The organism is Streptomyces sp. RLB3-17, assembly GCF_007113425.2.
GTDB classification, from domain to species: domain Bacteria; phylum Actinomycetota; class Actinomycetes; order Streptomycetales; family Streptomycetaceae; genus Streptomyces; species Streptomyces mirabilis_D.
Window position 1 is genome coordinate 7,820,049 of sequence record NZ_CP041610.2, and the last position, 21,314, is coordinate 7,841,362.

Genomic DNA, 21,314 nt, shown 5'->3' on the forward strand with positions numbered 1-21,314 from the left:
CCCGGTCCGCGGGCCCCTAGCGTGGCGGGTGAGCAGTCTGGCGGGGTCAGACCCCCCGAGCGTGAAGGAAGAACGATGATCGAGGCACATCAGCTGACGAAGCGGTACGGGGAGAAGACGGCGGTCGACCGGCTCGACTTCGTCGTCAGGCCCGGCACGGTCACCGGCTTCCTGGGCCCGAACGGCGCGGGCAAGTCCACCACCATGCGCATGATCGTCGGGCTGGACGCGCCGTCCGGCGGCAGCGTGACGGTCAACGGCAAGCACTACGCCGAGCACACCGCGCCGCTCCAGGAGGTCGGCGCGCTGCTGGAGGCCAAGTCGATCCACCCCGGCCGCTCCGCGTTCGACCACCTGATGGCGCAGGCCTACACCCACGGCATTCCGCGCCGCCGGGTGGAGGAGGTCATCGAGCTGACCGGTCTGCAGTCCGTGGCCAAGAAGCGCGCGGGCGCCTTCTCCCTCGGCATGGGCCAGCGGCTGGGTATCGCCGCGGCGCTCCTCGGCGACCCGGCCACCATCATGCTCGACGAGCCGGTCAACGGACTGGACCCCGAGGGCGTGCTGTGGATCCGCAACCTGCTGACCGGACTCGCGGCGGACGGCCGTACGGTCTTCGTCTCCTCGCACCTGATGAGCGAGATGGCGCTGGTCGCCGACCACCTGATCGTCGTCGGCCGCGGGCGCCTGCTCGCCGACACCACCGTGCAGGAGCTGGTCCAGCGGGCCGGCGGCGACACCGTGACCGTGGCCTCCGACCAGTCGGCCCGCCTGCGCGAGGTGCTGGCCGGCCCCGGCGTCGAGATCACCGGCGAGGTCGGCTCCGAGGAACTGCACGTGACGGGCCTGTCCGCGCGGGCCATCGGTCTCAAGGCCGCCGAGCACGGCATCGCCCTGTTCGAGCTCAGCTCCCGGACCGTCTCGCTGGAACAGGCCTTCATGGACCTGACCCGGGACGCCGTCGAGTACCACGCCAGCGCCACCGTCGAGGCCCCTGGGAGGGCGGCATGAGCACCACCATCACCGTCACCGACAGTTCCGCGCCCGCACCGGCGCGGACCGCACGTCCCGAGTACAAGGTCACCGGCCGGCGCGTGCTGCGCGCGGAGTGGGCCAAGCTGTGGTCCCTGCGCTCCACCTGGATCACCCTCGGCCTGGGCCTGCTCTTCCTGGTCGCCTTCGGCGTGATCGCCGCCGCGCACTACAAGTCCCAGATCAACTCCGGTGAGCGGCTGCGCCCGGACGACGCCACGGCCACCGCGCTCAGCCTCTCCGTGTTCGGCACGAACTTCGCCCAGCTGGCGCTCGGTGTCCTGGGCGTGCTGGTCACCGCCGGCGAGTACTCCACCGGCATGATCCGCTCCACGCTGGCCGCCGTCCCGCGCCGCCTGCCGGTGCTGTGGTCCAAGTCGGTGGTGTTCGGCCTGGTCGCCCTGGTCGTCTCCACCATCGGCGTCTTCATCGCGTTCATGATCACCAGCGGGATCGTCTCCGGCACCCCGGCCGCCCTCACGATCTCCCACTCCGGTGTCGTGCGCAGCCTGCTGGGCGCGGGCCTCTACCTCGGCCTGGTGGGCGTGATCGGCACCGCCCTGGGCGCCCTGCTGCGCTCGGTCGCCGGCGGCATATCGGTCCTGGTCGCCTCGCTGATGCTGGTCCCCGGCCTGATCTCGCTGCTGCCCACCTCGTGGCAGGACAACATCAGCCCGTACCTGCCCAGCAACGCGGGTCAGTCGATGTTCGCGCTCACCCACGACTCGACGACCCTCGCGCCCACGGCCGGGCTCCTGGTCTTCCTCGGCTGGACCGTGCTGGCCCTGGCGGGCGCCGCCTACCGCCTCCTGCGTACCGACGCCTGACGCCTGATGGAGAAGCACCCGGAGAGACATGCGGACGGGGAGGCGGCCGGACACACAATGGACAGGTGACACCCATGAACGCGGACGAGTGACCCCCATGAGCATCGACGACACCCACCCCGGGGCACCCTCCGACCTGCCCTTCGCGGAGGCGGAGCTCCCGTGGAACCACCCCCTGGCCCGTGGGCTGTCCCGGCTCGGCCGACGGCTCAAGCAGGGCGACCGGAAGCATCCGTGGGTCCTGGACACGGGCGTGATCGTGGTCGTGGCGCTGATGTTCTGCGTGCCGGACCTGGTGCACGACGACGACGGCCGACGACGCGCCTTCGACACCCAGGTCACCCACCTGCCCTGGCCGGTGACCGTCGCCCTGCAGGCCGGACTGGTCCTGCCGCTGCTGTGGCGGCGGCGAAGGCCGTCACTCGCCTTCGCCGTGATCGCCGCGGTGCTCTTCCTCCAGGTGGCGCTGGGAGTCTGGCTGCGCGCGGATGTCGCCCTGCTGATCGCCCTCTACAGCCTGGTGCTGCACGGACAGCTCCGGCGGCTGCCGGTGGCCTGCGCGGTCACCGCGGCCGCCCTCGGCCTGGTCGCCCTGCGGCTGCCGTCCGCGGTGTCCGTCCTGGACGCGCTGTTCTTCCTGTTCAGCACGATCACCGCGGCGGTCGCGCTCGGTCTGGCCGTACGGATCCGGCGCGCCCAGCTCGCCGTCCTGCGCGACCGCGCGACCCGCCTGGAGATCGAACGCGACCAGCGCAGCAAGCTCGCCGCCGCCGCCGAACGCACCCGGGTGGCCCGCGAGATGCACGACATCGTCGGCCACAACCTCTCCGTCATCATCACGCTCGCCGACGGTGGCGCGTACGCGACCGACATCGCACCGGAACGCGGCAAGCAGGCCCTGCTGCTCATCGGTGACACCGGGCGTCAGGCGCTGGGCGAACTGCGCCGCATGCTCGGCGTGCTGCGCGAGCAGAGCCAGACCCCCGCCGCGCCCCGGCTCAGCCCCCAGCCGGGCATCGCGGACATCGACGCCCTGTGTGCCCGGATCCGCGCCGCCGGTCCCCAGGTCGTCTACCGCACGGGCGGCGAGCTGGACACCCTGGACCGCGGGGTCCAGCTGACGGTGTACCGCATAGTGCAGGAAGCACTCACCAACGCCCTCAAGCACGCGGGCCACGACACCCGCGTCGAGCTCGCGGTCGGCGTCAAGGACACGCGGCTGCACATCGACGTCCACGACACCGGCCGGGACGGCGGTACCGTCCCTCCCGGGCCGTCCCAGGAGGAAGGACACGGACTCGCCGGCATGAGAGAACGCGCAGCCCTGTACAACGGGACCGTCACCGCTGGGCCCGCCCCCGGCGGGGGATGGACGGTGCGGGCCACCCTCGACCTCACCCCCCTGGCCGAGACCTTGGCCGAGAGCCCGGCCGAGACCCCGGCCGAGACCGACGTCACCCCGCCGGCCGCCACAGGCGGTGCGGTGTGACCACCGTGCTCATCGTGGACGACCAGCCACTGCAACGCCTCGGCTTCCGGATGCTCCTGGAGAGCACCCCCGACACCGAGGTCGTCGGCGAGGCCGCCCACGGCGCCGACGCCGTGCGCAGGGCCGCCGAACTGCGCCCGGACGTGATCCTCATGGACGTACGGATGCCCGGCATGGACGGCATCGAGGCCACCCGTCGCGTGGTCGCCTCCGGTGACCGCTCCCGCGTCCTCATCCTGACCACGTTCGACCTGGACGAATACGCCCACGCGGCGCTGCGCGCGGGAGCCAGCGGATTCCTCCTCAAGGACGCCCACCCCGAGGAGCTGCTGGCCGGCATCCGCGCGGTCGCGGCGGGCGACGCGGTGATCGCCCCCGCACTGACCCGCCGCCTCCTCGACGCCTACGCCAAGCACCTACCCCGGGACGCGCCCGGGCGACCGGGCGCGTCGGGCCCAAGGACGGCGGACGACCCCCGGGTGCGCGCTCTCACCGAACGGGAGTACGAGATCTTCGTCGCCATGGGCCAGGGCTGGAGCAACAGCGAGATCGCCGAGCGTCTGGTCGTCGCGGAATCCACCGTGAAGACCCATGTCGGCCGGGTCCTGGCGAAGGTGGGAGCCCGCGACCGCGTCCAGGCGGTCATCCTCGCCTACGACCTCGGCCTCGCCCACCCGAACCCACCCGACTAGCCAGGCGGCGGGGCGGCGTACCCGGGCATGCCGAGCGCCCGCCCTCCCGCTGGGGGAGTCAGAGGGCGGGCGCGCTCAGGGCACCGGCGTGAGTCGAGGGCTCAGGCGTTCTTGATCGCCGAGATGTCGAAGGTCAGCTTGATCTTGTCGGAGACGAGGACGCCACCGGTCTCCAGGGCCGCGTTCCAGGTGAGGCCCCACTCGGAGCGCAGGATCTCCGCCTTGCCCTCGAAGCCGACGCGCTCGTTGCCGAAGGGGTCCTTCGCGGAGCCGTTGAACTCCAGGTCGATGGAGAGCGGCTTGGTGACGCCGAGGATCGACAGGTCGCCGGTGATCCGGTAGTCGTCGCCGCCGAGGGCCTCCGCCTTGGTGGAGCGGAAGGTCATCGTCGGGAACTCGTCGATCTTGAAGAAGTCGGAGCTCTTCAGGTGGCCGTCACGGTCCGCGGAGCCCGTCTCGATGCTTTCCATCTTCACGTCGATCGTGGCGGTGGACTTGGACGGGTCGGTGCCGTCCAGGTGCAGGGTGCCGTCGAAGTCCTTGAAGTAGCCCTTGACGTTCGTCACCATGGCGTGACGGGCGACGAAGCCGATCTCCGAGTGGGACGGGTCGATCGTGTATTCGCCGGTGAGCGCGGCGAGTTCGGGGCTCACAGCGGCGGGGGCCGTGGTCGCGGCGGGGGTGTCGGTGGTCTTGCGGCCGAAGATGCCCATGACGTGCTCCTAGGGGGACGGGTCGCGGATTCGTCGGGAAGCCGAAAACCGCGGCAGAGAGTTTGTTGAAGATTCAACGAGGCCAACAAGGGAGACAGTAGACCTATTCCGTTCAAGTTTCAACATCATCCGCCATGTGTTTACGACGTTACGTCGCGCTTCGTCGACCCGCTTCCCGGCGGTCACTCTCCGCTTTCCCGCGGCGGTCTGCGTATCCTCGCTACACCTGGACGGGGGTCGGGCCGACGGCGCGGTGTACGCCGAACGGGTCTCGTCCAAGGCTCCGTGTCACTCTAGGGATGGCATGGGCCCCTCACGAATGTGAGCGGGCTCTCAGCCCGCGGCTTTGTGTGACCTCTACAAGCCAGATGCCCTCTGAGCAGTCAGATCGCCTGCATGCCGTCTCGGTTCTGTTCAGGGGTACCAGGAAAACGGGCCGGAGACTGTACGGAGTCGACGGCCCGGTTTTCTTGTTCGACTTCGTATGGTCGCTACATGACCGTTTTGGATGAGGCCGCACCCTCAGGCGAACCCACGGACGCACGCGGGCGCGTGGCCGAACTGCACGCGATTCGTGCGGCGGCGCTGCGAGGACCCAGCGAGAAGGCGACCGAGGCGCAGCACGCCAAGGGCAAGCTGACCGCCCGGGAGCGCATCGAGCTGCTTCTCGACCCCGGGTCCTTCCAGGAGGTCGAGCAGCTGCGCCGGCACCGGGCGACCGGGTTCGGCCTGGAGGCCAGGAAGCCGTACACCGACGGTGTCGTCACCGGCTGGGGCACGGTGGAGGGCCGTACGGTCTTCGTCTACGCGCACGACTTCCGTATCTTCGGCGGCGCGCTGGGCGAGGCCCACGCCACGAAGATCCACAAGATCATGGACATGGCCATCGCGGCCGGCGCGCCGCTGGTCTCCCTCAACGACGGCGCGGGCGCCCGCATCCAGGAGGGCGTGAGCGCGCTCGCCGGCTACGGCGGCATCTTCCAGCGCAACACGAAGGCGTCCGGCGTCATCCCGCAGATCAGCGTGATGCTCGGCCCGTGCGCGGGCGGTGCGGCGTACTCGCCCGCCCTGACGGACTTCGTGTTCATGGTCCGCGAGACCTCGCAGATGTTCATCACCGGCCCCGACGTCGTCAAGGCGGTCACCGGCGAGGAGATCACCCAGAACGGGCTCGGCGGCGCCGACGTCCACGCGGAGACCTCCGGTGTCTGTCACTTCGCCTACGACGACGAGGAGACCTGCATCGCGGAGGTGCGCTACCTCCTGTCGATGCTTCCGCAGAACAACCGCGAGAACCCGCCGCACGCGACCTCGCAGGACCCCGCGGACCGCCGCTCGGACGTCCTCCTGGACCTGGTCCCGGCGGACGGCAACCGGCCGTACGACATGACGAAGGTCATCGAGGAACTCGTCGACGACGGCGACTACCTGGAGGTCCACGAGCGCTGGGCCCGCAACATCATCTGCGCGCTGGCCCGTCTGGACGGCCAGGTGGTGGGCATCGTCGCCAACCAGCCGCAGTCCCTCGCGGGCGTGCTGGACATCGAGGCCTCCGAAAAAGCTGCGCGCTTTGTCCAGATGTGTGACGCTTTTAATATTCCGATCGTCACCCTCCTGGACGTTCCCGGATTCCTGCCCGGGGTTGACCAGGAGCACGGCGGGATCATCCGGCACGGCGCCAAGCTGCTGTACGCGTACTGCAACGCGACCGTGCCGCGGATCTCGCTCATCCTGCGCAAGGCGTACGGAGGTGCCTACATCGTCATGGACAGCCAGTCCATCGGGGCCGACCTCACCTACGCCTGGCCCACCAACGAGATCGCCGTGATGGGTGCGGAAGGTGCGGCCAACGTCATCTTCCGCCGGCAGATCGCCGAGGCCGCCGACCCCGAGGCCATGCGCGTACGCATGGTCAAGGAGTACAAGGCCGAACTCATGCACCCCTACTACGCGGCCGAGCGGGGCCTGGTCGACGACGTCATCGACCCGGCGGAGACCCGCGAGGTGCTCATCCGCTCCCTGGCCATGCTGCAGTCCAAGCACGCGGACCTGCCTTCCCGCAAGCACGGCAACCCCCCGCAGTAACCCTGCGGATCCTCCGCGGTACCGCCGCGGAAACCTCTCTCACGGAGACTGACACCTATGGACACCCCTGACATCCGCGTCGAGAAGGGCCACGCCGAGCCCGAGGAAGTCGCCGCCATCACGGCCGTCCTCCTGGCCCGCGCCGCAGCCCAGCCGGACACCACTCCGACCCACCGTGGCCGCGCGAAGGCCGGCTGGCGCCGCCTGGAGCGCGAGCCCGGCTTCCGCGCCCCGCACAGCTGGCACGGCTAGCCTCCGGCGCCTCAGCAAAGGGAAGGGCCCGCTCTGTGAGGAGCGGGCCCTTCCCTTTGTCTTTGTCCCAGAGCAAGAGAAGGGGCGCCCTCTCCACTCGGTGGAGAGGGCGCCCCTTCTCTTGCTTCGCCGCGCGGAGGCGCTACCGCAGACGTGCCATGAGCGCGTGCTCGACCAGCGTGATCAACGCCGACTTCGCATCCGCGCGGTGCCGGGCGTCCGTCGTGATGATCGGCGTGTCGGGGCCGATCTGGAGCGCCTCACGGACCTCGTCCGGGTTGTAGGGCTGGTTGCCGTCGAAGCCGTTGAGGGCGATGACGAACGGCAGGCCGCTGTTCTCGAAGTAGTCGACCGCGGGGAAGCAGTCGGCGAGACGGCGGGTGTCGACCAGGACGATCGCGCCGATGGCGCCGCGGACCAGGTCGTCCCACATGAACCAGAAGCGGTCCTGACCGGGGGTGCCGAACAGGTACAGGATCAGGTCCTGGTCCAGGGTGATGCGGCCGAAGTCCATGGCGACGGTGGTCGTCGTCTTGTCTCCGGTGTGCGTGAGGTCGTCGATGCCCGCGGACGCGGACGTCATGACGGCCTCGGTACGCAGCGGGTTGATCTCCGAGACGGCCCCGACGAACGTGGTCTTGCCCACGCCGAAGCCGCCCGCCACCACGATCTTCGCGGACGTGGTGGAGCGGGAAGGCCCTCCGCTAGAGCTTGCGAAGTCCACTGAGCACCCTTTCGAGCAAAGTCACGTCTGGCTGGCCGCCGGCGTTCTCGTCGCCGCCGGGCTGATGGATGGCGACCAGGCCCGCCTCCGCCAAGTCGGCGACGAGAATCCTGGCCACACCGAGAGGGATCGTCAGCAGCGCCGAGATTTCGGCCACCGACTTGATCTCCCGGCAGAGGTTGCAGATCCGCTGATGTTCGGGCAACTGGCCCTGCATCTGGTGCGGTTGTGCGGTGGTGTGCACCAGCGCCTCGATGGCGAGCTGGTAGCGGGGCCTGGTGCGGCCGCCCGTCATCGCGTACGGGCGCACCAGAGGGTTGTTCGACGATCCCGCGGGCGCCGCCTCGGGGGTGCGTCGCTGAGGCTGCACCGGCTGAATGCGCGGCGCCGGCGGCTGGTCGTACGGCGAGGGGCCGGGGCCCTGCGGTGCGTACGGCTGCTGGCGTCGGTGGCTTGGCGCGGAGGGGAAGTTGTATCGGTTCGGGTTCTGTGAACCGTCACCCTGGCCCTGCCCCTGGCCGGGGCCGTACGACCAGTTGCCCGAAGACGAACCGCCTGGGGGTGTTGCCACTTTCTCCTCCTCCGACTGTGCCGGGCACCCATCACTGTGGGACCGCGTCCCGAAACCTTACGGCCCCGGGACGCCAAAACGCACGGTCTGTCTGTTAGTTGAGAAGGCTCCCTTGGAGCTCCGCTCGAAGATCCGGGGTCAGAACCGTACCGGCACGGTCCACCAGAAGGGCCATCTCGTACCCGATGAGACCGATGTCCGCTTCGGGATGTGCAAGGACCGCGAGCGAGGAACCATCAGAAATGGACATGAGGAAGAGGAATCCTCGCTCCATCTCCACAACTGTCTGGTTCACGCCGCCGCCTTCGAAGATGCGGGACGCGCCCGCGGTCAACGAGGTCAGCCCGGACGCGACGGCCGCGAGCTGGTCGGCGCGGTCACGGGGAAAGCCTTCGGACATCGCCAGAAGGAGTCCGTCGGCGGAGACCACCACCGTGTGGGACACCCCGGGGGTGTTGTCCACGAAGTTGGTGATCAACCAGTTGAGGTTCTGCGCCGCCTGGCTCATCGGGCTCACACTAACGCTCCTGGTTGTAGGTGCTGTCAGGACCGAAGCCCTGGCCGTTCGTGTCACTACCTGCATTGCGTCCCTGCTGGACGCCGCGGCGCAGGTTGCTCAGCCTGCCCCGGATGTCCTCGGGAGCGCGGGAGACCTGGGGGCCGCCCTGTGGGGTCGTTTCCGCGGTTCCCTCGACCAGATTGGCCTTGGGCACCCGCCGGGGGAGACCGGACGAGGTGACCCCGCCCGCCTTGGGCTTCTTGAGCTGCTCGGCGCGCTGCCAGCGGTTGTCGTTGGACGTACGCCAGTCGCCGTCGCCGTTGCTCGCGGTGGCCGCGGGCGGTGCCTGAACCCCCTGGGTGCCATGGTCCACGGGCCGCTGGCCGTTGGTGCCGCTCGCGGTGGATCCGCGGCGCGGCAGCCCTGCGTCGGTCAGCGCATGGGGGGCGGAGGAGGTCGGTCCCGGACGGCTGAAGCCTACGCGGTCCTGCTCACCCACGTCAGCGGCCTGCGAAGATTCCGCTTCGGGAGCGTACTCGGACGGGTAGCCGTTCCGGTACGAGTCCTGCTGCGGCCAGTCGTCCTGGTAGGACGGCTCGTCGAAGGTCGGGAACGTGTCCGAAGCGGAACTCCGGGCTCCCGTGTGCTCCTCCTGGGCCGGCTCCGCATACGCGGGTTCCGGGTAGCCGCCGTTCGACGGGAAGTACGTCTCGTCGTACGTCCCCTGCCGTGGCTCCTCGTACGCCGTCTGCTGGTCGTACGAGGCCTGCTGCTCCTCGAAGGCACCCTGGCCGTTGTCGTACCCGGGCTGCCCGTTGCCGTAGGAGGCCTGAGCGTCGTCGTACGCGGGCTGGGGGGCCTCGAAGTCCTCCTGGTACCTCGGCGGCTCGATGGCCTCCGGCTGGCCCTGTGCCTGGGCTTCCAGGGCCGCACGGCGCTCCTCACGCATCAGCGAGCGCCCGACGGGGTCCAGCTCCCGGATGTCGTCGGGGACCTCCGTGTAGCGGCTGTCGTCGAATCCGAGTTCGGCGGCGGTGCGCATCGGCTGGGCCTGGGACTGGAAGGCCTGCTCCGGCTGGAAGCTCTGCGGCTCCGGGATGATCTGCGAGACGGTGAACTCGTCGCGCTGGAGCTGCTGTTCGCCGCCGCCACCACCGTGGGTGATCGCGTCGGGGAGCATGACGAGCGAGGTCGTACCGGCCTGCTCGCCGGAGGGGCGCAGCTGGACGCGGATGCCGTGCCGGTCGGACAGCCGGCCGACCACGAACAGGCCCATGCGCTGCGAGATCGCGGCGTCCACGGTCGGCGGGTTGGCCAGCTTGTGGTTGATGTCCGCGAAGTCCTCGGCGGTGAGGCCGATGCCCTTGTCGTGGATCTCGACCATGATGCGGCCGTCGGGCAGCCGGGTCGCGGTGACGCGGACCTTGGTCTGCGGGGAGGAGAACGTGGTGGCGTTCTCCAGGAGCTCGGCGAGCAGGTGCACGAGGTCGGTCACGGCGCGGCCGTGGATCTCGGCCTCCGGGACACCGGAGAGCTCGATGCGCTCGTACTGCTCCACCTCGGAGGAGGCGGCGCGCAGGACGTCCACGAGGGGCACCGGCTGGTCCCAGCGGCGGCCCGGCTCCTCACCGGCGAGGACGAGGAGGTTCTCGCCGTTGCGGCGCATACGGGTCGCGAGGTGGTCCAGACGGAAGAGGTTCTCCAGCTGGTCCGGGTCGGCCTCGTTGTTCTCCAGGTCGGTGATCAGGGTCAGCTGGCCCTCGATCAGGGACTGGTTGCGGCGCGACAGGTTGGTGAAGATCGCGTTGATGTTGCCTCGCAGGAGGGCCTGCTCGGCGGCGAGCCGGACGGCCTCGCGGTGGACCTGGTCGAAGGCGCGGGCGACTTCGCCGATCTCGTCCGTGGTGGTGATCGGGATGGGCGTGACACGGGTGTCGACGCGGCCCGGGTCGGTGCGCGAGAGCTGGTCGACCAGCATCGGCAGACGCTGCTCGGCGACACTGAAGGCCGCGTTGCGCAGCTGGCGCATCGCGCGGCTCATCTGGCGGGCCATGAGCCCGGCCAGGATGAAGGCGGCGAGCAGGGCGATCACGACGATGGCGCCGTTGATGTAGGCCTTGCGCTGGGCGTCGGAGGCGATGCTTCCGGCGTCGTTGACGGCCCGGTCGATGAGTTCCTTCTCGACCTGGCTGTAGCCCTGGAACTTGAGGGTGGCGGCGGCCATCCACGTCTCGGGAGTGATGCCCTGGGCGGCGAGCTGGGTGGGCGTGGCGCCGCTGGCGATGGCCTGGATCATCCCATTCATGTCGGGCGGCGCCACGAAGGTCCCGCCCGCGGCCTCGGTCTTGCTCTTGGCCGCGGCCAGCTGGCTCTTGCCCTCGGCGGTCTTCTGCTCCATCACCGTGGTGAGCCGGGCGGCGTCCGCCTCGGTACCACCGGAGACGTACTCCTGAAGAGCGATGTTCTCCAGGTACGCGTACGAGGTGAAGGAGGTGACCTGCAGGGCGTGGTTCTTCGTGTTGGTGCTGGGCTTGACCAGGAGGTGGGTGCCGATCGAGCGCTGCAGCGACTCGGCGCCCTTGGCGAGCGCGATGGCGTACACCGAACGGCCGTAGCTCGTGATGTTGCCCGTGCCGAGGCCGAGCTCGTTCGAGAACTCCATCAGCAGGTGCTCGACGGTGACGTAGCCCTCTTCGGTCTTCACCGGGTCCATGGACTTGGTGAAGGCGGCCTTGCGGATCTGGTCCAGCTGGGGCTCCGCCTTCACCACCAGGCTCAGCCGGCGCTCAAGACCCTGCTTGGCCGGCATGCCGACGACTTCCTTGTGGAAGGCGTCGGCCATCTGGTCGGTGGTCGCGCGGACCTGCTTGACCGTGGCGTTGTTCCGGTCGCCCTTGAGCAGCGGCTCGGCGGACACGTCACGCTCGTTGAGCAGCGCCTCCGCGTAGTTGCTGGAGGCCGCCACGATCTTGGCGACCTTCTCGGCGTCGCGGGCCTCCTGCCAGGTGTCGATCGAGTTCTTCACCTGGAAGCCGCCCATGATGAGGCCGACGATCACAGGTATGAGCAGGATCGCGTTCAGCCTGGTGGGCACACGCCAGTTACGGGGGGACAGACGACCGCCGCTCGGCGGGGGCGCCGGCGTGGGCTCCGGGACGGGCACCTGTGCGGGCGCCGCGCCGCGCGGCGGCGGGGTGAAGTTGCCCCGTGCCGACGGCTCGGGACCGTTCTTGCTTCGCCTCACTCGACCAACAACCTCTCGGCGTCGGCACCTACGTTGTGCCGCGGTGTCTCCAGCGCCCTTGACTACTGGGCAGTTCAGCGCATTCCAGCACGTCAGGCAGCGCCCTTCCAAACACTCGGAACCGCTGGTTCCGGGTGACGTATCCCCTAGATAAAACGGTCATAAAGAGCGAGCCCCGTCAAAAGACGGGGCTTTTGTGAGCGCAGCGACACCGAGTGACCGCGATGCGTGTCGGTGTCCACCGAATTCCATGTCGAAACGTTATGAACACTGTGGCCGACCGTGTCAAACGACACAGCCGGCTCCAATGTCCCTACGACAACTGTCTTATGAAGCTGTCGACTTGAGTGCTACCGCAGACGTGCCATGAGCGCGTGCTCGACGAGCGTGATGAGCGCGCTCTTCGCATCCGCACGGTGCCGGGCGTCCGTCGTGATGATCGGGGCGTCCGGTCCGATCTGGAGCGCCTCGCGCACCTCTTCGGGGTTGTACGGCTGATGTCCGTCGAAGCCGTTGAGGGCGATGACGAACGGCAGGCCGCTGTTCTCGAAGTAGTCGACCGCGGGGAAGCAGTCGGCGAGACGGCGGGTGTCGACCAGGACGACGGCACCGATGGCGCCGCGGACCAGGTCGTCCCACATGAACCAGAAGCGGTCCTGACCCGGCGTACCGAAGAGGTACAGGATCAGGTCCTGGTCCAGGGTGATGCGGCCGAAGTCCATGGCGACGGTGGTCGTCGTCTTGTCTCCGGTGTGCGTGAGGTCGTCGATGCCGGCGGACGCGGACGTCATGACGGCCTCGGTGCGCAGCGGGTTGATCTCCGAGACGGCGCCGACGAACGTGGTCTTGCCCACGCCGAAGCCGCCCGCCACCACGATCTTCGCGGAGGTGGTCGTCCGACCTCCGTCAGAGCTTGCGAAGTCCACTGAGCACCCTTTCGAGCAAAGTCACGTCCGGCGCGCCGCCGTTGTTCTCATCGCCGCCAGGCTGGTGAATGGCGACGAGTCCGGCCTCCGCGAGGTCCGCGACGAGGATCCTGGCCACGCCGAGCGGCATGGACAGGAGGGCCGACACCTCGGCCACCGACTTGACCTCACGGCAAAGGTGGCAGATCCGCTGGTGCTCGGGGAGCAGCCCCATCAACTGCGCGGGGTCGGCCGTAGTGCTGATCAGCGCCTCGATGGCGAGTTGGTACCGCGGCCGGGTCCGGCCGCCGGTCATCGCGTACGGACGTACCAGCGGCTGGTCGCCCTCGTCCCCGTACGGCTGTGCGTACGGATCATGAGAGGCGGTGGGCGGGGTCATGAATCCTCCGGGCGGGACAGCAAGTCGGTCATTCGTGCCGTCTGTTGGGGCCGGTGGGGGGATTGTGGCGGCCGGACGGTGATTTCGTGCAGTCTCTAGAACCAGGGCCCTTTAGTGGAGCAGACTTCCCTGGAGTTCAGCGCGCAGGTCCGGCGTGAGTACGGCACCCGCCCGATCGACGAGCAGCGCCATCTCGTAGCCGACAAGGCCGATGTCGCACTCCGGGTGGGAGAGGACCGCCAGGGACGAGCCGTCCGAGACGGACATGAGGAAGAGGAAGCCGCGCTCCATTTCGACGACCGTCTGGGCCACCGTGCCGCCCTCGAAGATCCGGGAAGCCCCGGCGGTCAACGAGGTCAGGCCGGAGGCGACGGCCGCAAGCTGGTCGGCGCGGTCGCGTGGGAATCCTTCGGACATGGCCAGAAGGAGCCCGTCGGCGGACACGACGACGGTGTGGGACACCCCGGGGGTGTTGTCCACAAAGTTGGTGATCAACCAGTTCAGGTTCTGTGCCGCCTGGCTCATCGGGCTCAACTAACGCTCCTGCTGGTGAGTGGGGCTGGGGAAGCTGCCGGTCTGGCCGGTACCGGCCTGTCGACCCTGCTGAATGCCCCTACGGAGATTGGTCAGCCGGCCGCGTACGTCATCAGGCGCACGGGAGACCTGCGGACCAGTTTGGTGCTGTTGCTGCTGTGCCGTGCCCGCGACGAGGTTGGCTCGCGGGACGCGGCGCGGCAGGCCTGAGGTGGTGACCCCGCCCGCCGACGGTTGACGGACGCGTTCTGCCTGCCGGACGAGGTCGTCGTTCGGCGAGGTGCGCCAGTTGGCGGAGGCCGGTGCGGCGGCCGGCCGTTGCGGTGGTGCTGTGGGGGTCTGGGGCGGCTGCTGCGAGGGCTGCGAGCCGTTGGTGTGGACGCCGTTGTTCTGGGCGCCGTTGTGAGCTCCGTTGGGGGAGCCGTTCTGGGAGCCGTTCGCCTGACCGTGGAACCAGTTGGTCTCCAGCGTGTCGTACAGCGGCGTACGTCCGTCACCGGGCCCCGTCGCCGGCGGCAGCGCCTCGGGCTCCTGCGGACGCGTGGGCCGCTGCTGCGGGGGCGCCGGGCGCTCGAACTGGCCGGTGGACGAGGGGTCCTGGCGGTTGCCGTAGCCGGGCGTCGCGAACTGGCCGGTGGACGAGGGGTCCTGGCCGTTGCCGTAACCCGGCTGGGCGAACTGGCCGGTGGACGACGGGTCCTGGGAGGCGCCGTAGCCGGGCGTCGCGAACTGGCCCGTGGACGAGGGGCCCTGGGAGGCGCCGTAGCCCGGGGTGGCGAACTGGCCCGTGGCGGACGGGTTCGGGGCGGCCGGAGCCGTGCCCGAGGAGCCGTACACGTCGGGGCGGACGAACTGACCGTTGTTCTGTCCGTTGTTCTGCGGCGTGTTCATGCCGGGGCGTGGGGCGTCGAAGTCCGGACGGGGGAACCCCGCGGTGGCTGCGGGACCCTGGCGGTCGTCGATGCGCGGCATCTCCGAGGTCGCGGCCGGGTCCTGCCGGTCGTCGATCCGCGGCATGCGCGAAGTGGAGTCGGGTTCCTCGTGACCACGCGGGGTGTCGAGGGACGCGCGCGGCACCGGAGGCTGCGCGTTGTCGTCGCTCCAGCTCGGCCGGGACTGCTGCGGGCTGCCACCGGGCAGCTCGGCGCGCGGACCACCGCGTCCGGGCAGCTGCGGCCTGCGACGGCCGCCGCCCTTGTTGCCCGCGGGCTGCTGCGGAGGAGTGGCCGCGGGGGCACTGCTGTCACCGAAGTCGAAGCCCTGGCGGGTCGCGGGTCCGTCGCCGAAGCCCTGGGGGGCACCGGTTCCGGCGGCCTGCAGGCCCTGCGGGCCCTGACCGAAGGCACCCGCACCGGCCGGGGCCGGCCGGCCCTGGTTGCCGGGACCCTGCGGTCCACCCGGGCGACCGCCCTGGTTGCTGCCGGGGAGCGCGGCCCGCTGACCCTGACCGGCGCCGACCTGTCCGCGCTGCGGCGGGGCACCGAGCAGACCGCCACCACCGGCGGGGGCACCCGCCCCGAGGGACGGACCGCCGCCCTGGCCGCCGCGGCGGGCCGCCGCGACACCGGCCGAGGCCTGTGCGGCGGCCGGACCACCGGAACCACCCGGACCCGGCTTGCCCGGAGCCTTCTTGCCGCCCTGGGCGACATCGACGGGGAGCATGACGAGCGCGGTCGTGCCACCGGAGTCGGACGGACGCAGCTGGATGCGGATGCCGTGCCGCTGCGACAGACGACCGACCACGAACAGACCCATGCGGCGGGAGACGGAGACGTCCACGGTGGGCGGCGAGGCGAGCCGCTCGTTGATCGCGGCCAGGTCCTCGGGGGAGAGGCCGATACCGGTGTCGTGGATCTCGATCAGTACGCGGCCGTCGGGCAGCGCGTGACCGGTGACCTTGACCTTGGTCTGCGGGGAGGAGAACGAGGTGGCGTTCTCGAGGAGCTCGGCGAGCAGGTGCACGAGGTCGTTGACGACCCGGCCGGCGACCTGCGTCGTCGGGACCGAGGACAGCTCGATGCGCTCGTACTGCTCCACCTCGGAGGCGGCGGCGCGGAGCACGTCGACCAGCGGGACCGGGCGGGTCCAGCGGCGGCCGGGCTCTTCACCGGCGAGAACGAGGAGGTTCTCACCGTTACGGCGCATGCGGGTCGCGAGGTGGTCGAGCTTGAAGAGGGAGGACAGCTGGTCCGGGTCGGCCTCGCGGGACTCCAGCTCGGAGATGAGCGAGAGCTGACGCTGGATGAGGCCCTGGGAGCGGCGCGAGAGGTTGGTGAACATCGCGTTGACGTTGCCTCGCAGGAGGGCCTGCTCGGCGGCCAGTCGCACGGCCTCGCGGTGCACGTCGTCGAAGGCCGCGGCCACCTGGCCGATCTCGTCCCGGGAGTGCACACCGACCGACTCGACGGAGGTGTCGACGTCCTGCGGGTCGGACTCGGAGAGCTGCTTGACCAGCTCGGGCAGACGGTCCTGGGCGACCTTGGTCGCGGTGTCCTGGAGCCGGCGCAGCGAGCGGATCATGGAGCGGGCCACGACGAAGGCGCCGACCAGCGAGACGCCGAGGACCAGCAGGATCAGCGCACCGGAGATGATCGCTTCCTGCTGGGAGGCGTTCTTCAGCTCACGGGCCTTCTGCTCCATCTGGTTGAGCAGCGTCAGCTCGATCTTCGACATCTGCTCGATCTTGGCCGTGTCGTCGTCGACCCAGTCCTTGTACGAGCGCTTGTCCTGGGTGTTCAGACCGCCCGTCGAGCCGAGTACGCGGTTGGAGTACGCGTCGGCGGCCTGGATGGTCGGGTTGCCCTGGTCGATCGGCTTGGTGAGGTCTTCCGCGCCGGAGCCGTAGATGCTCGCGAAGCTGGTGCGCTCGGAGGCCTCGCTGTCCTGCGCGGAGTTCGCGTACAGCCGGTCGTTCTCGGAGAGCTGGCCGAAGGTCGTGTTGCCCGCGGGCAGCGCGGCGGCGATGACGGCGCGCTGGACGGAGGCGTACTCCTTGGCGGAGGAGAAGGCCGACAGGGCGCGGGTGCGCGAGATCATCTCCGGGTTGCTGGTCGCCTCGGCCATGTCCTGGGAGAGGCTGATCAGCTGGGTGATGAGGCGGTGGTACCCGTCGACCGTCTGCGAGGAGTTCTTGGGGTCGCTGTAGGCGCCGTTGCGGATGGTGCTCAGCTTGTTCAGCTCGCCGGCGATGGCCACGAGGCTGTCACGGACACCGGTGAGCTGTCCGTTCGCGCTGGCGGTGTCGATCTCCTGCGTACCCGTGATGAACTGCTGCTTGGCGACGTCCGTCGCGTCGCGGACACCCTTGACCGTGATGTCGTTGGGCTTCGCGCCGTGCGCGAGCGGGCCGGCCGACTGGTCGCGCTCCTTCTGGAGGGCGGCGGCGAGCTCGGTCGCCTGCTTGGTCATGTCGGTCAGCAGCTTCATGTTGTCGAGCTGCTGGATGTCGTCCATCGACTGGTTGATGCGCAGGGCACCCAGGGTGGTCGCGGCGACCACGGGGAGCGCGAGCAGCGACACCAGACGCGTGGAGATGCGCCAGTTGCGCAGAGCTATTCGGGAGCCGGGGCCGGGGGGACCCTTCGGCTTCGCGGGTGGTTGGTCGGGAGCCGTCGCGCCGGGGCGCGCGGAGCGCTCACCGCCGCCGAGTTCTGATTGTCCCGGGTTCTGGGCGTGCTGGGGCGAGGAACCGCGGTCGGTCCCGCCGTGCGGCTCCGGCTCCGCCGAAGCGCTGCCATCCCTCTTGAAACGTCCCTGCACTAGCGTCGCAACCTCTGGACCAGGCGCCCCTCCGCGGAAACGGCGGGACGGTGTCGGCGTCGTTCAGGGGCGCAGATACGCCCCCAGGTGTGGTCGTGAGTGACCGGCGCTGCTCCCCCTTCCCGCCGCCACCCGGCGCTGAGTCGCGCCCCCTGTGCGCCGGTTGGATCCCGCGGCGGTCCGTGGAATTCCAGCACAGTGCAGGATCTCCAACAAGGCCCGTGTACCAGGCTGTGACCACCGTGACACCTTGTGAGGGATGCGTTACGAGACGTAGAAAGTGATCTCGTACATAAGGGGCGTATGCCTACGAGCCATGGGCGTGCGAGGGGTGTCCCAGTCGCGATGATCAGGAGCGGAATGTTGGGTTCAGTGGAGCAATGTCCGTTTCGTCGAGGTGAGTTGGCGGCCTGAATTGACCGGTTTGCCTGCTAGTAAGTGAGCAAACTCACATGGCGATCATGAGGTCTTCACGGCTCCGACCGGGAATTGCATGTTTAGCCTGACGCTTTACATGGATGGCAAATCCGACAACCCGCGCCGACCAGGCGGTCCTTGACCTCCCGCGGCGCCCACCACCACGAGGTCTAGGACAACAGTGAAGACGACGATGATGTTCCGCAACATAGCCAACCCGCGACGCACCACGCTGGCGCACCTCGAGGACGCCGACGCGCTGCAGACGCCGGAGCAGCCGGAGCACTCGGTCGACCTCCCCACCCAGACCGCCAACCCCCGCCGCACCATCCTCATGGAAGCCCCGGTCGCGGCCGCCGTCGCCGAGTAGTACGCACGCGGACCGCCGCCGACTCACCGCGCCGGGGCCGGCCGCCGCGCAGGGCCGAGCGTCGCGCGACGCGGGTGGCTGATGGGCCGCCAGGCGCCGATCGCCGACGGACGGCACGGATGGTCGCCGGTCGCCCCGCGCGCACGGGCGGCGACCGACCGCCACATACGGCCGATGGCCGGGGGGATGTGGAGGATGACCCCCGGCGCTGGTGGCCGGCGGCGGCCACCTGCGCCGGACAGCCGACCGGCACACATGGTGGACAGCCGCCGGAGCGCACACGGCTTGCGGCCCACCGGCGGATATACGCGAGGCTCGCCCCCTTCCCCGCGTTAGCCTGGAGCGTCAGACTCCAGCCAGCTCAGTGAGGGGCGCAAGGATCCCGTGCGCATCGCCAGGTTCTCCATCGACGGCAACGTCGCTTTCGGCGCGGTCGAGGGCGACAAGCCGGACGAGCTCGTCCTCGACATCATCAAGGGCATTCCGTTCGCGGACTTCGAGCTCTCCGGTACGAAGGTCCCGCTGAGCAAGGTGCGGCTACTGCCGCCGGTGCTCCCCAACAAGGTCGTGGCCTTCGGCCGCAACTACGCGGAGCACGCGAAGGAACTCGGCAACGAGGTGCCCGACGCCCCGTTCGCCTTCTTCAAGCCGTCGACCTCGGTGATCGGCACCGGCGACGAGATCCAGTACCCCTCCTTCTCCAGCGAGCTGCACCACGAGGCCGAACTCGCCGTGGTCATCGGCCGCATGTGCCGTGAGGTCCCGCGCGAGCGCGTCAAGGACGTCATCCTCGGTTACACCTGCGCCAACGACGTCACCGCGCGTGACGTCCAGAAGCGCGAGAAGCAGTGGGCCCGGGCCAAGGGCTTCGACAACTCCTGCCCGCTCGGCCCCTGGGTGGAGACGGACCTCGACCTCGCCGCGATCGCCGAGGGCATCACGATCCAGTGCACGGTCAACGGCGCGCAGCGCCAGCTCGGCCGCACCAGCGAGATGATCCACTCCGTCGAGGACCTGATCGTCAACATCACCGAGGCCATGACGCTGCTCCCCGGCGACGTGATCCTCACCGGCACCCCGGCTGGGGTCGGCCCCCTGAACGTCGGCGACGAGGTCGCCGTCACCATCGAAGGCATCGGCACTCTCACCAACAAGGTGATCAAGCGTGGCTAACGCGACCGTCCGCGTACGTTTCTGTCCGTCCCCGACCGGCAACCCCCACGTGGGCCTGGTCCGCACCGCCCTGTTCAACTGGGCGTTCGCCCGGCACAACGAAGGCACTCTGGTCTTCCGCATCGAGGACACCGACGCGGCCCGCGACTCCGAGGAGTCGTACAACCAGCTGCTCGACTCGATGCGCTGGCTGGGCTTCGACTGGGACGAGGGCCCCGAGATCGGCGGCCCGCACGCGCCGTACCGCCAGTCGCAGCGCATGGACATCTACAAGGATGTCGCCCAGAAGCTGCTGGACGCCGGCCACGCGTACCACTGCTACTGCTCCACCGAGGAGCTGGACACCCGCCGCGAGGCCGCCCGCGCCGCCGGCAAGCCCTCCGGCTACGACGGCCACTGCCGCGACCTCACCGACGAGCAGAAGGCCGCCTACGTGGCCGAGGGCCGCACGCCCATCGTCCGCTTCCGGATGCCCGACGAGGCGATCACCTTCACGGACCTGGTCCGCGGCGAGATCACCTACCTCCCGGAGAACGTTCCGGACTACGGCATCGTCCGGGCGAACGGCGCGCCGCTCTACACGCTGGTCAACCCGGTCGACGACGCCCTGATGGAGATCACCCACGTCCTGCGCGGTGAGGACCTGCTCTCCTCCACCCCGCGGCAGATCGCCCTCTACAAGGCGCTGATCGAGCTGGGCATCGCCAAGGAGACCCCCGCCTTCGGCCACCTGCCGTACGTCATGGGCGAGGGCAACAAGAAGCTCTCCAAGCGCGACCCGGAGTCCTCGCTCAACCTCTACAGGGAGCGCGGTTTCCTCCCCGAGGGCCTGCTGAACTACCTCTCCCTGCTCGGCTGGTCGCTCTCGGCGGACCGCGACATCTTCTCCATCGAGGAGATGGTCGCCGCCTTCGACGTCACGGACGTGAACCCGAACCCGGCCCGCTTCGACCTGAAGAAGTGCGAGGCGATCAACGCCGACCACATCCGCCTGCTCGACGTGAAGGACTTCACCGAGCGCTGCGCCCCCTGGCTGCGGGCCCCGTTCGCCCCCTGGGCGCCGGAGAACTTCGACGAGGCGAAGTGGCAGGCGATCGCCCCGTACGCCCAGTCGCGGATGAAGGTCCTCTCCGAGATCACGGACAACGTCGACTTCCTGTTCCTGCCGGAGCCGGCCGTCGACGAGGCCTCCTGGACGAAGGCCATGAAGGAGGGCAGCGACGCCCTGCTCCGCACGGCCCGCGAGAAGCTGGACGCCGCCGACTGGTCCTCCCCGGAGTCCCTCAAGGAGGCCGTCCTGGCCGCCGGTGAGGAGCACGGCCTCAAGCTCGGCAAGGCCCAGGCGCCGGTCCGCGTCGCCGTCACCGGCCGCACGGTGGGCCTGCCGCTCTTCGAGTCCCTGCAGATCCTGGGCAAGGAGAAGACGCTGGCCCGGGTCGACGCCGCACTGGAGCGGCTCGCCGCGTAGGCACACGGTGTACGCACAGGGGGGCGGTGTCCGGTTCGGACGCCGCCCCCCTTGTGTGCGCCGACCCGTCACCCGGAGTTCACCGTTCCTGTCAACTCCCGCTCTGGCGGGCCAGTTGTATGTCCCCCGTGCTCATGATGCGTCTGTGCACCATGTTTCA

General features: G+C 69.5%; 18 protein-coding genes. 9 read left to right on the top strand and 9 right to left on the bottom strand.

What is annotated here, in order from left to right:
* Window positions 1-75 precede the first annotated feature (75 nt).
* The 4 genes from FNV62_RS35370 (at window position 76) to FNV62_RS35385 (ending at window position 4,040) form a co-directional block, all read left to right on the top strand.
* Entirely contained in the window at window positions 76-1,011 is a 936-nt protein-coding gene (locus FNV62_RS35370; RefSeq protein ID WP_097286375.1) for an ABC transporter ATP-binding protein, read from the top strand.
* Window positions 1,008-1,859 (top strand): hypothetical protein, encoded by an 852-nt coding sequence (locus FNV62_RS35375; protein ID WP_097286376.1) that lies wholly within the window; start codon window positions 1,008-1,010, stop codon window positions 1,857-1,859. The genes FNV62_RS35370 and FNV62_RS35375 overlap by 4 nt, the downstream gene beginning before the upstream one ends.
* A gap of 97 nt (window positions 1,860-1,956) precedes the next feature.
* Window positions 1,957-3,348 (top strand): sensor histidine kinase, encoded by a 1,392-nt coding sequence (locus FNV62_RS35380; RefSeq protein ID WP_143628235.1) that lies wholly within the window; start codon window positions 1,957-1,959, stop codon window positions 3,346-3,348.
* Window positions 3,345-4,040 carry a response regulator gene (locus tag FNV62_RS35385; protein ID WP_143603028.1) on the top strand — a complete coding sequence of 232 codons (696 nt, stop codon included), beginning with the start codon at window positions 3,345-3,347 and terminating at the stop codon, window positions 4,038-4,040. The genes FNV62_RS35380 and FNV62_RS35385 overlap by 4 nt, the downstream gene beginning before the upstream one ends.
* A gap of 101 nt (window positions 4,041-4,141) precedes the next feature.
* Here the strand turns inward: FNV62_RS35385 and FNV62_RS35390 are convergent, their stop codons facing one another.
* A complete protein-coding gene (locus FNV62_RS35390; protein WP_054235416.1) occupies window positions 4,142-4,753 on the bottom strand; it encodes a YceI family protein in 612 nt (203 codons plus the stop codon).
* 495 nt (window positions 4,754-5,248) lie between these two features.
* Between FNV62_RS35390 and FNV62_RS35395 the strand changes: the two genes are divergently transcribed.
* On the top strand, window positions 5,249-6,838 hold the full coding sequence (locus FNV62_RS35395) for an acyl-CoA carboxylase subunit beta (protein WP_060895513.1): 1,590 nt from the start codon (window positions 5,249-5,251) through the stop codon (window positions 6,836-6,838).
* Between the two features lie 57 nt (window positions 6,839-6,895).
* On the top strand, window positions 6,896-7,090 hold the full coding sequence (locus FNV62_RS35400; protein WP_054235414.1) for an acyl-CoA carboxylase subunit epsilon: 195 nt from the start codon (window positions 6,896-6,898) through the stop codon (window positions 7,088-7,090).
* A 142-nt stretch (window positions 7,091-7,232) separates the two neighbouring features.
* Here the strand turns inward: FNV62_RS35400 and FNV62_RS35405 are convergent, their stop codons facing one another.
* The 8 genes from FNV62_RS35405 to FNV62_RS35440 all read right to left on the bottom strand — a co-directional run bounded on the left by FNV62_RS35405 (window position 7,233) and on the right by FNV62_RS35440 (window position 17,726).
* Window positions 7,233-7,814: a GTP-binding protein gene (locus tag FNV62_RS35405; protein ID WP_026248371.1), complete on the bottom strand. Its 582-nt coding sequence runs from the start codon at window positions 7,812-7,814 to the stop codon at window positions 7,233-7,235.
* A complete protein-coding gene (locus tag FNV62_RS35410; protein ID WP_054235413.1) occupies window positions 7,795-8,385 on the bottom strand; it encodes a DUF742 domain-containing protein in 591 nt (196 codons plus the stop codon). Before FNV62_RS35410 ends, FNV62_RS35405 begins: the two co-directional genes overlap by 20 nt.
* 94 nt (window positions 8,386-8,479) lie before the next feature.
* A complete protein-coding gene (locus tag FNV62_RS35415) occupies window positions 8,480-8,893 on the bottom strand; it encodes a roadblock/LC7 domain-containing protein (RefSeq protein ID WP_054235443.1) in 414 nt (137 codons plus the stop codon).
* A gap of 10 nt (window positions 8,894-8,903) precedes the next feature.
* On the bottom strand, window positions 8,904-12,128 hold the full coding sequence (locus tag FNV62_RS35420) for a nitrate- and nitrite sensing domain-containing protein (RefSeq protein WP_179858289.1): 3,225 nt from the start codon (window positions 12,126-12,128) through the stop codon (window positions 8,904-8,906).
* 350 nt (window positions 12,129-12,478) lie between these two features.
* Entirely contained in the window at window positions 12,479-13,054 is a 576-nt protein-coding gene (locus tag FNV62_RS35425) for a GTP-binding protein (RefSeq protein WP_054235412.1), read from the bottom strand.
* Window positions 13,035-13,433 carry a DUF742 domain-containing protein gene (locus FNV62_RS35430; protein ID WP_054235411.1) on the bottom strand — a complete coding sequence of 133 codons (399 nt, stop codon included), beginning with the start codon at window positions 13,431-13,433 and terminating at the stop codon, window positions 13,035-13,037. The genes FNV62_RS35425 and FNV62_RS35430 overlap by 20 nt, the downstream gene beginning before the upstream one ends.
* 111 nt (window positions 13,434-13,544) lie before the next feature.
* The gene (locus FNV62_RS35435) at window positions 13,545-13,958 is read right to left on the bottom strand and encodes a roadblock/LC7 domain-containing protein (RefSeq protein WP_010984127.1); all 414 of its coding nucleotides are present in this window, start codon (window positions 13,956-13,958) and stop codon (window positions 13,545-13,547) included.
* 9 nt (window positions 13,959-13,967) lie between these two features.
* The gene (locus FNV62_RS35440; RefSeq protein ID WP_143603030.1) at window positions 13,968-17,726 is read right to left on the bottom strand and encodes a nitrate- and nitrite sensing domain-containing protein; all 3,759 of its coding nucleotides are present in this window, start codon (window positions 17,724-17,726) and stop codon (window positions 13,968-13,970) included.
* Window positions 17,727-18,324: 598 nt separating this feature from the next.
* Between FNV62_RS35440 and FNV62_RS35445 the strand changes: the two genes are divergently transcribed.
* The 3 genes from FNV62_RS35445 to gltX all read left to right on the top strand — a co-directional run bounded on the left by FNV62_RS35445 (window position 18,325) and on the right by gltX (window position 21,154).
* Window positions 18,325-18,513 carry a hypothetical protein gene (locus FNV62_RS35445; protein ID WP_097286380.1) on the top strand — a complete coding sequence of 63 codons (189 nt, stop codon included), beginning with the start codon at window positions 18,325-18,327 and terminating at the stop codon, window positions 18,511-18,513.
* A gap of 384 nt (window positions 18,514-18,897) precedes the next feature.
* A complete protein-coding gene (locus FNV62_RS35450; protein WP_054235408.1) occupies window positions 18,898-19,686 on the top strand; it encodes a fumarylacetoacetate hydrolase family protein in 789 nt (262 codons plus the stop codon).
* The gene (gene gltX, locus FNV62_RS35455; protein ID WP_060901231.1) at window positions 19,679-21,154 is read left to right on the top strand and encodes a glutamate--tRNA ligase; all 1,476 of its coding nucleotides are present in this window, start codon (window positions 19,679-19,681) and stop codon (window positions 21,152-21,154) included. Before FNV62_RS35450 ends, gltX begins: the two co-directional genes overlap by 8 nt.
* Window positions 21,155-21,314 lie beyond the last annotated feature (160 nt).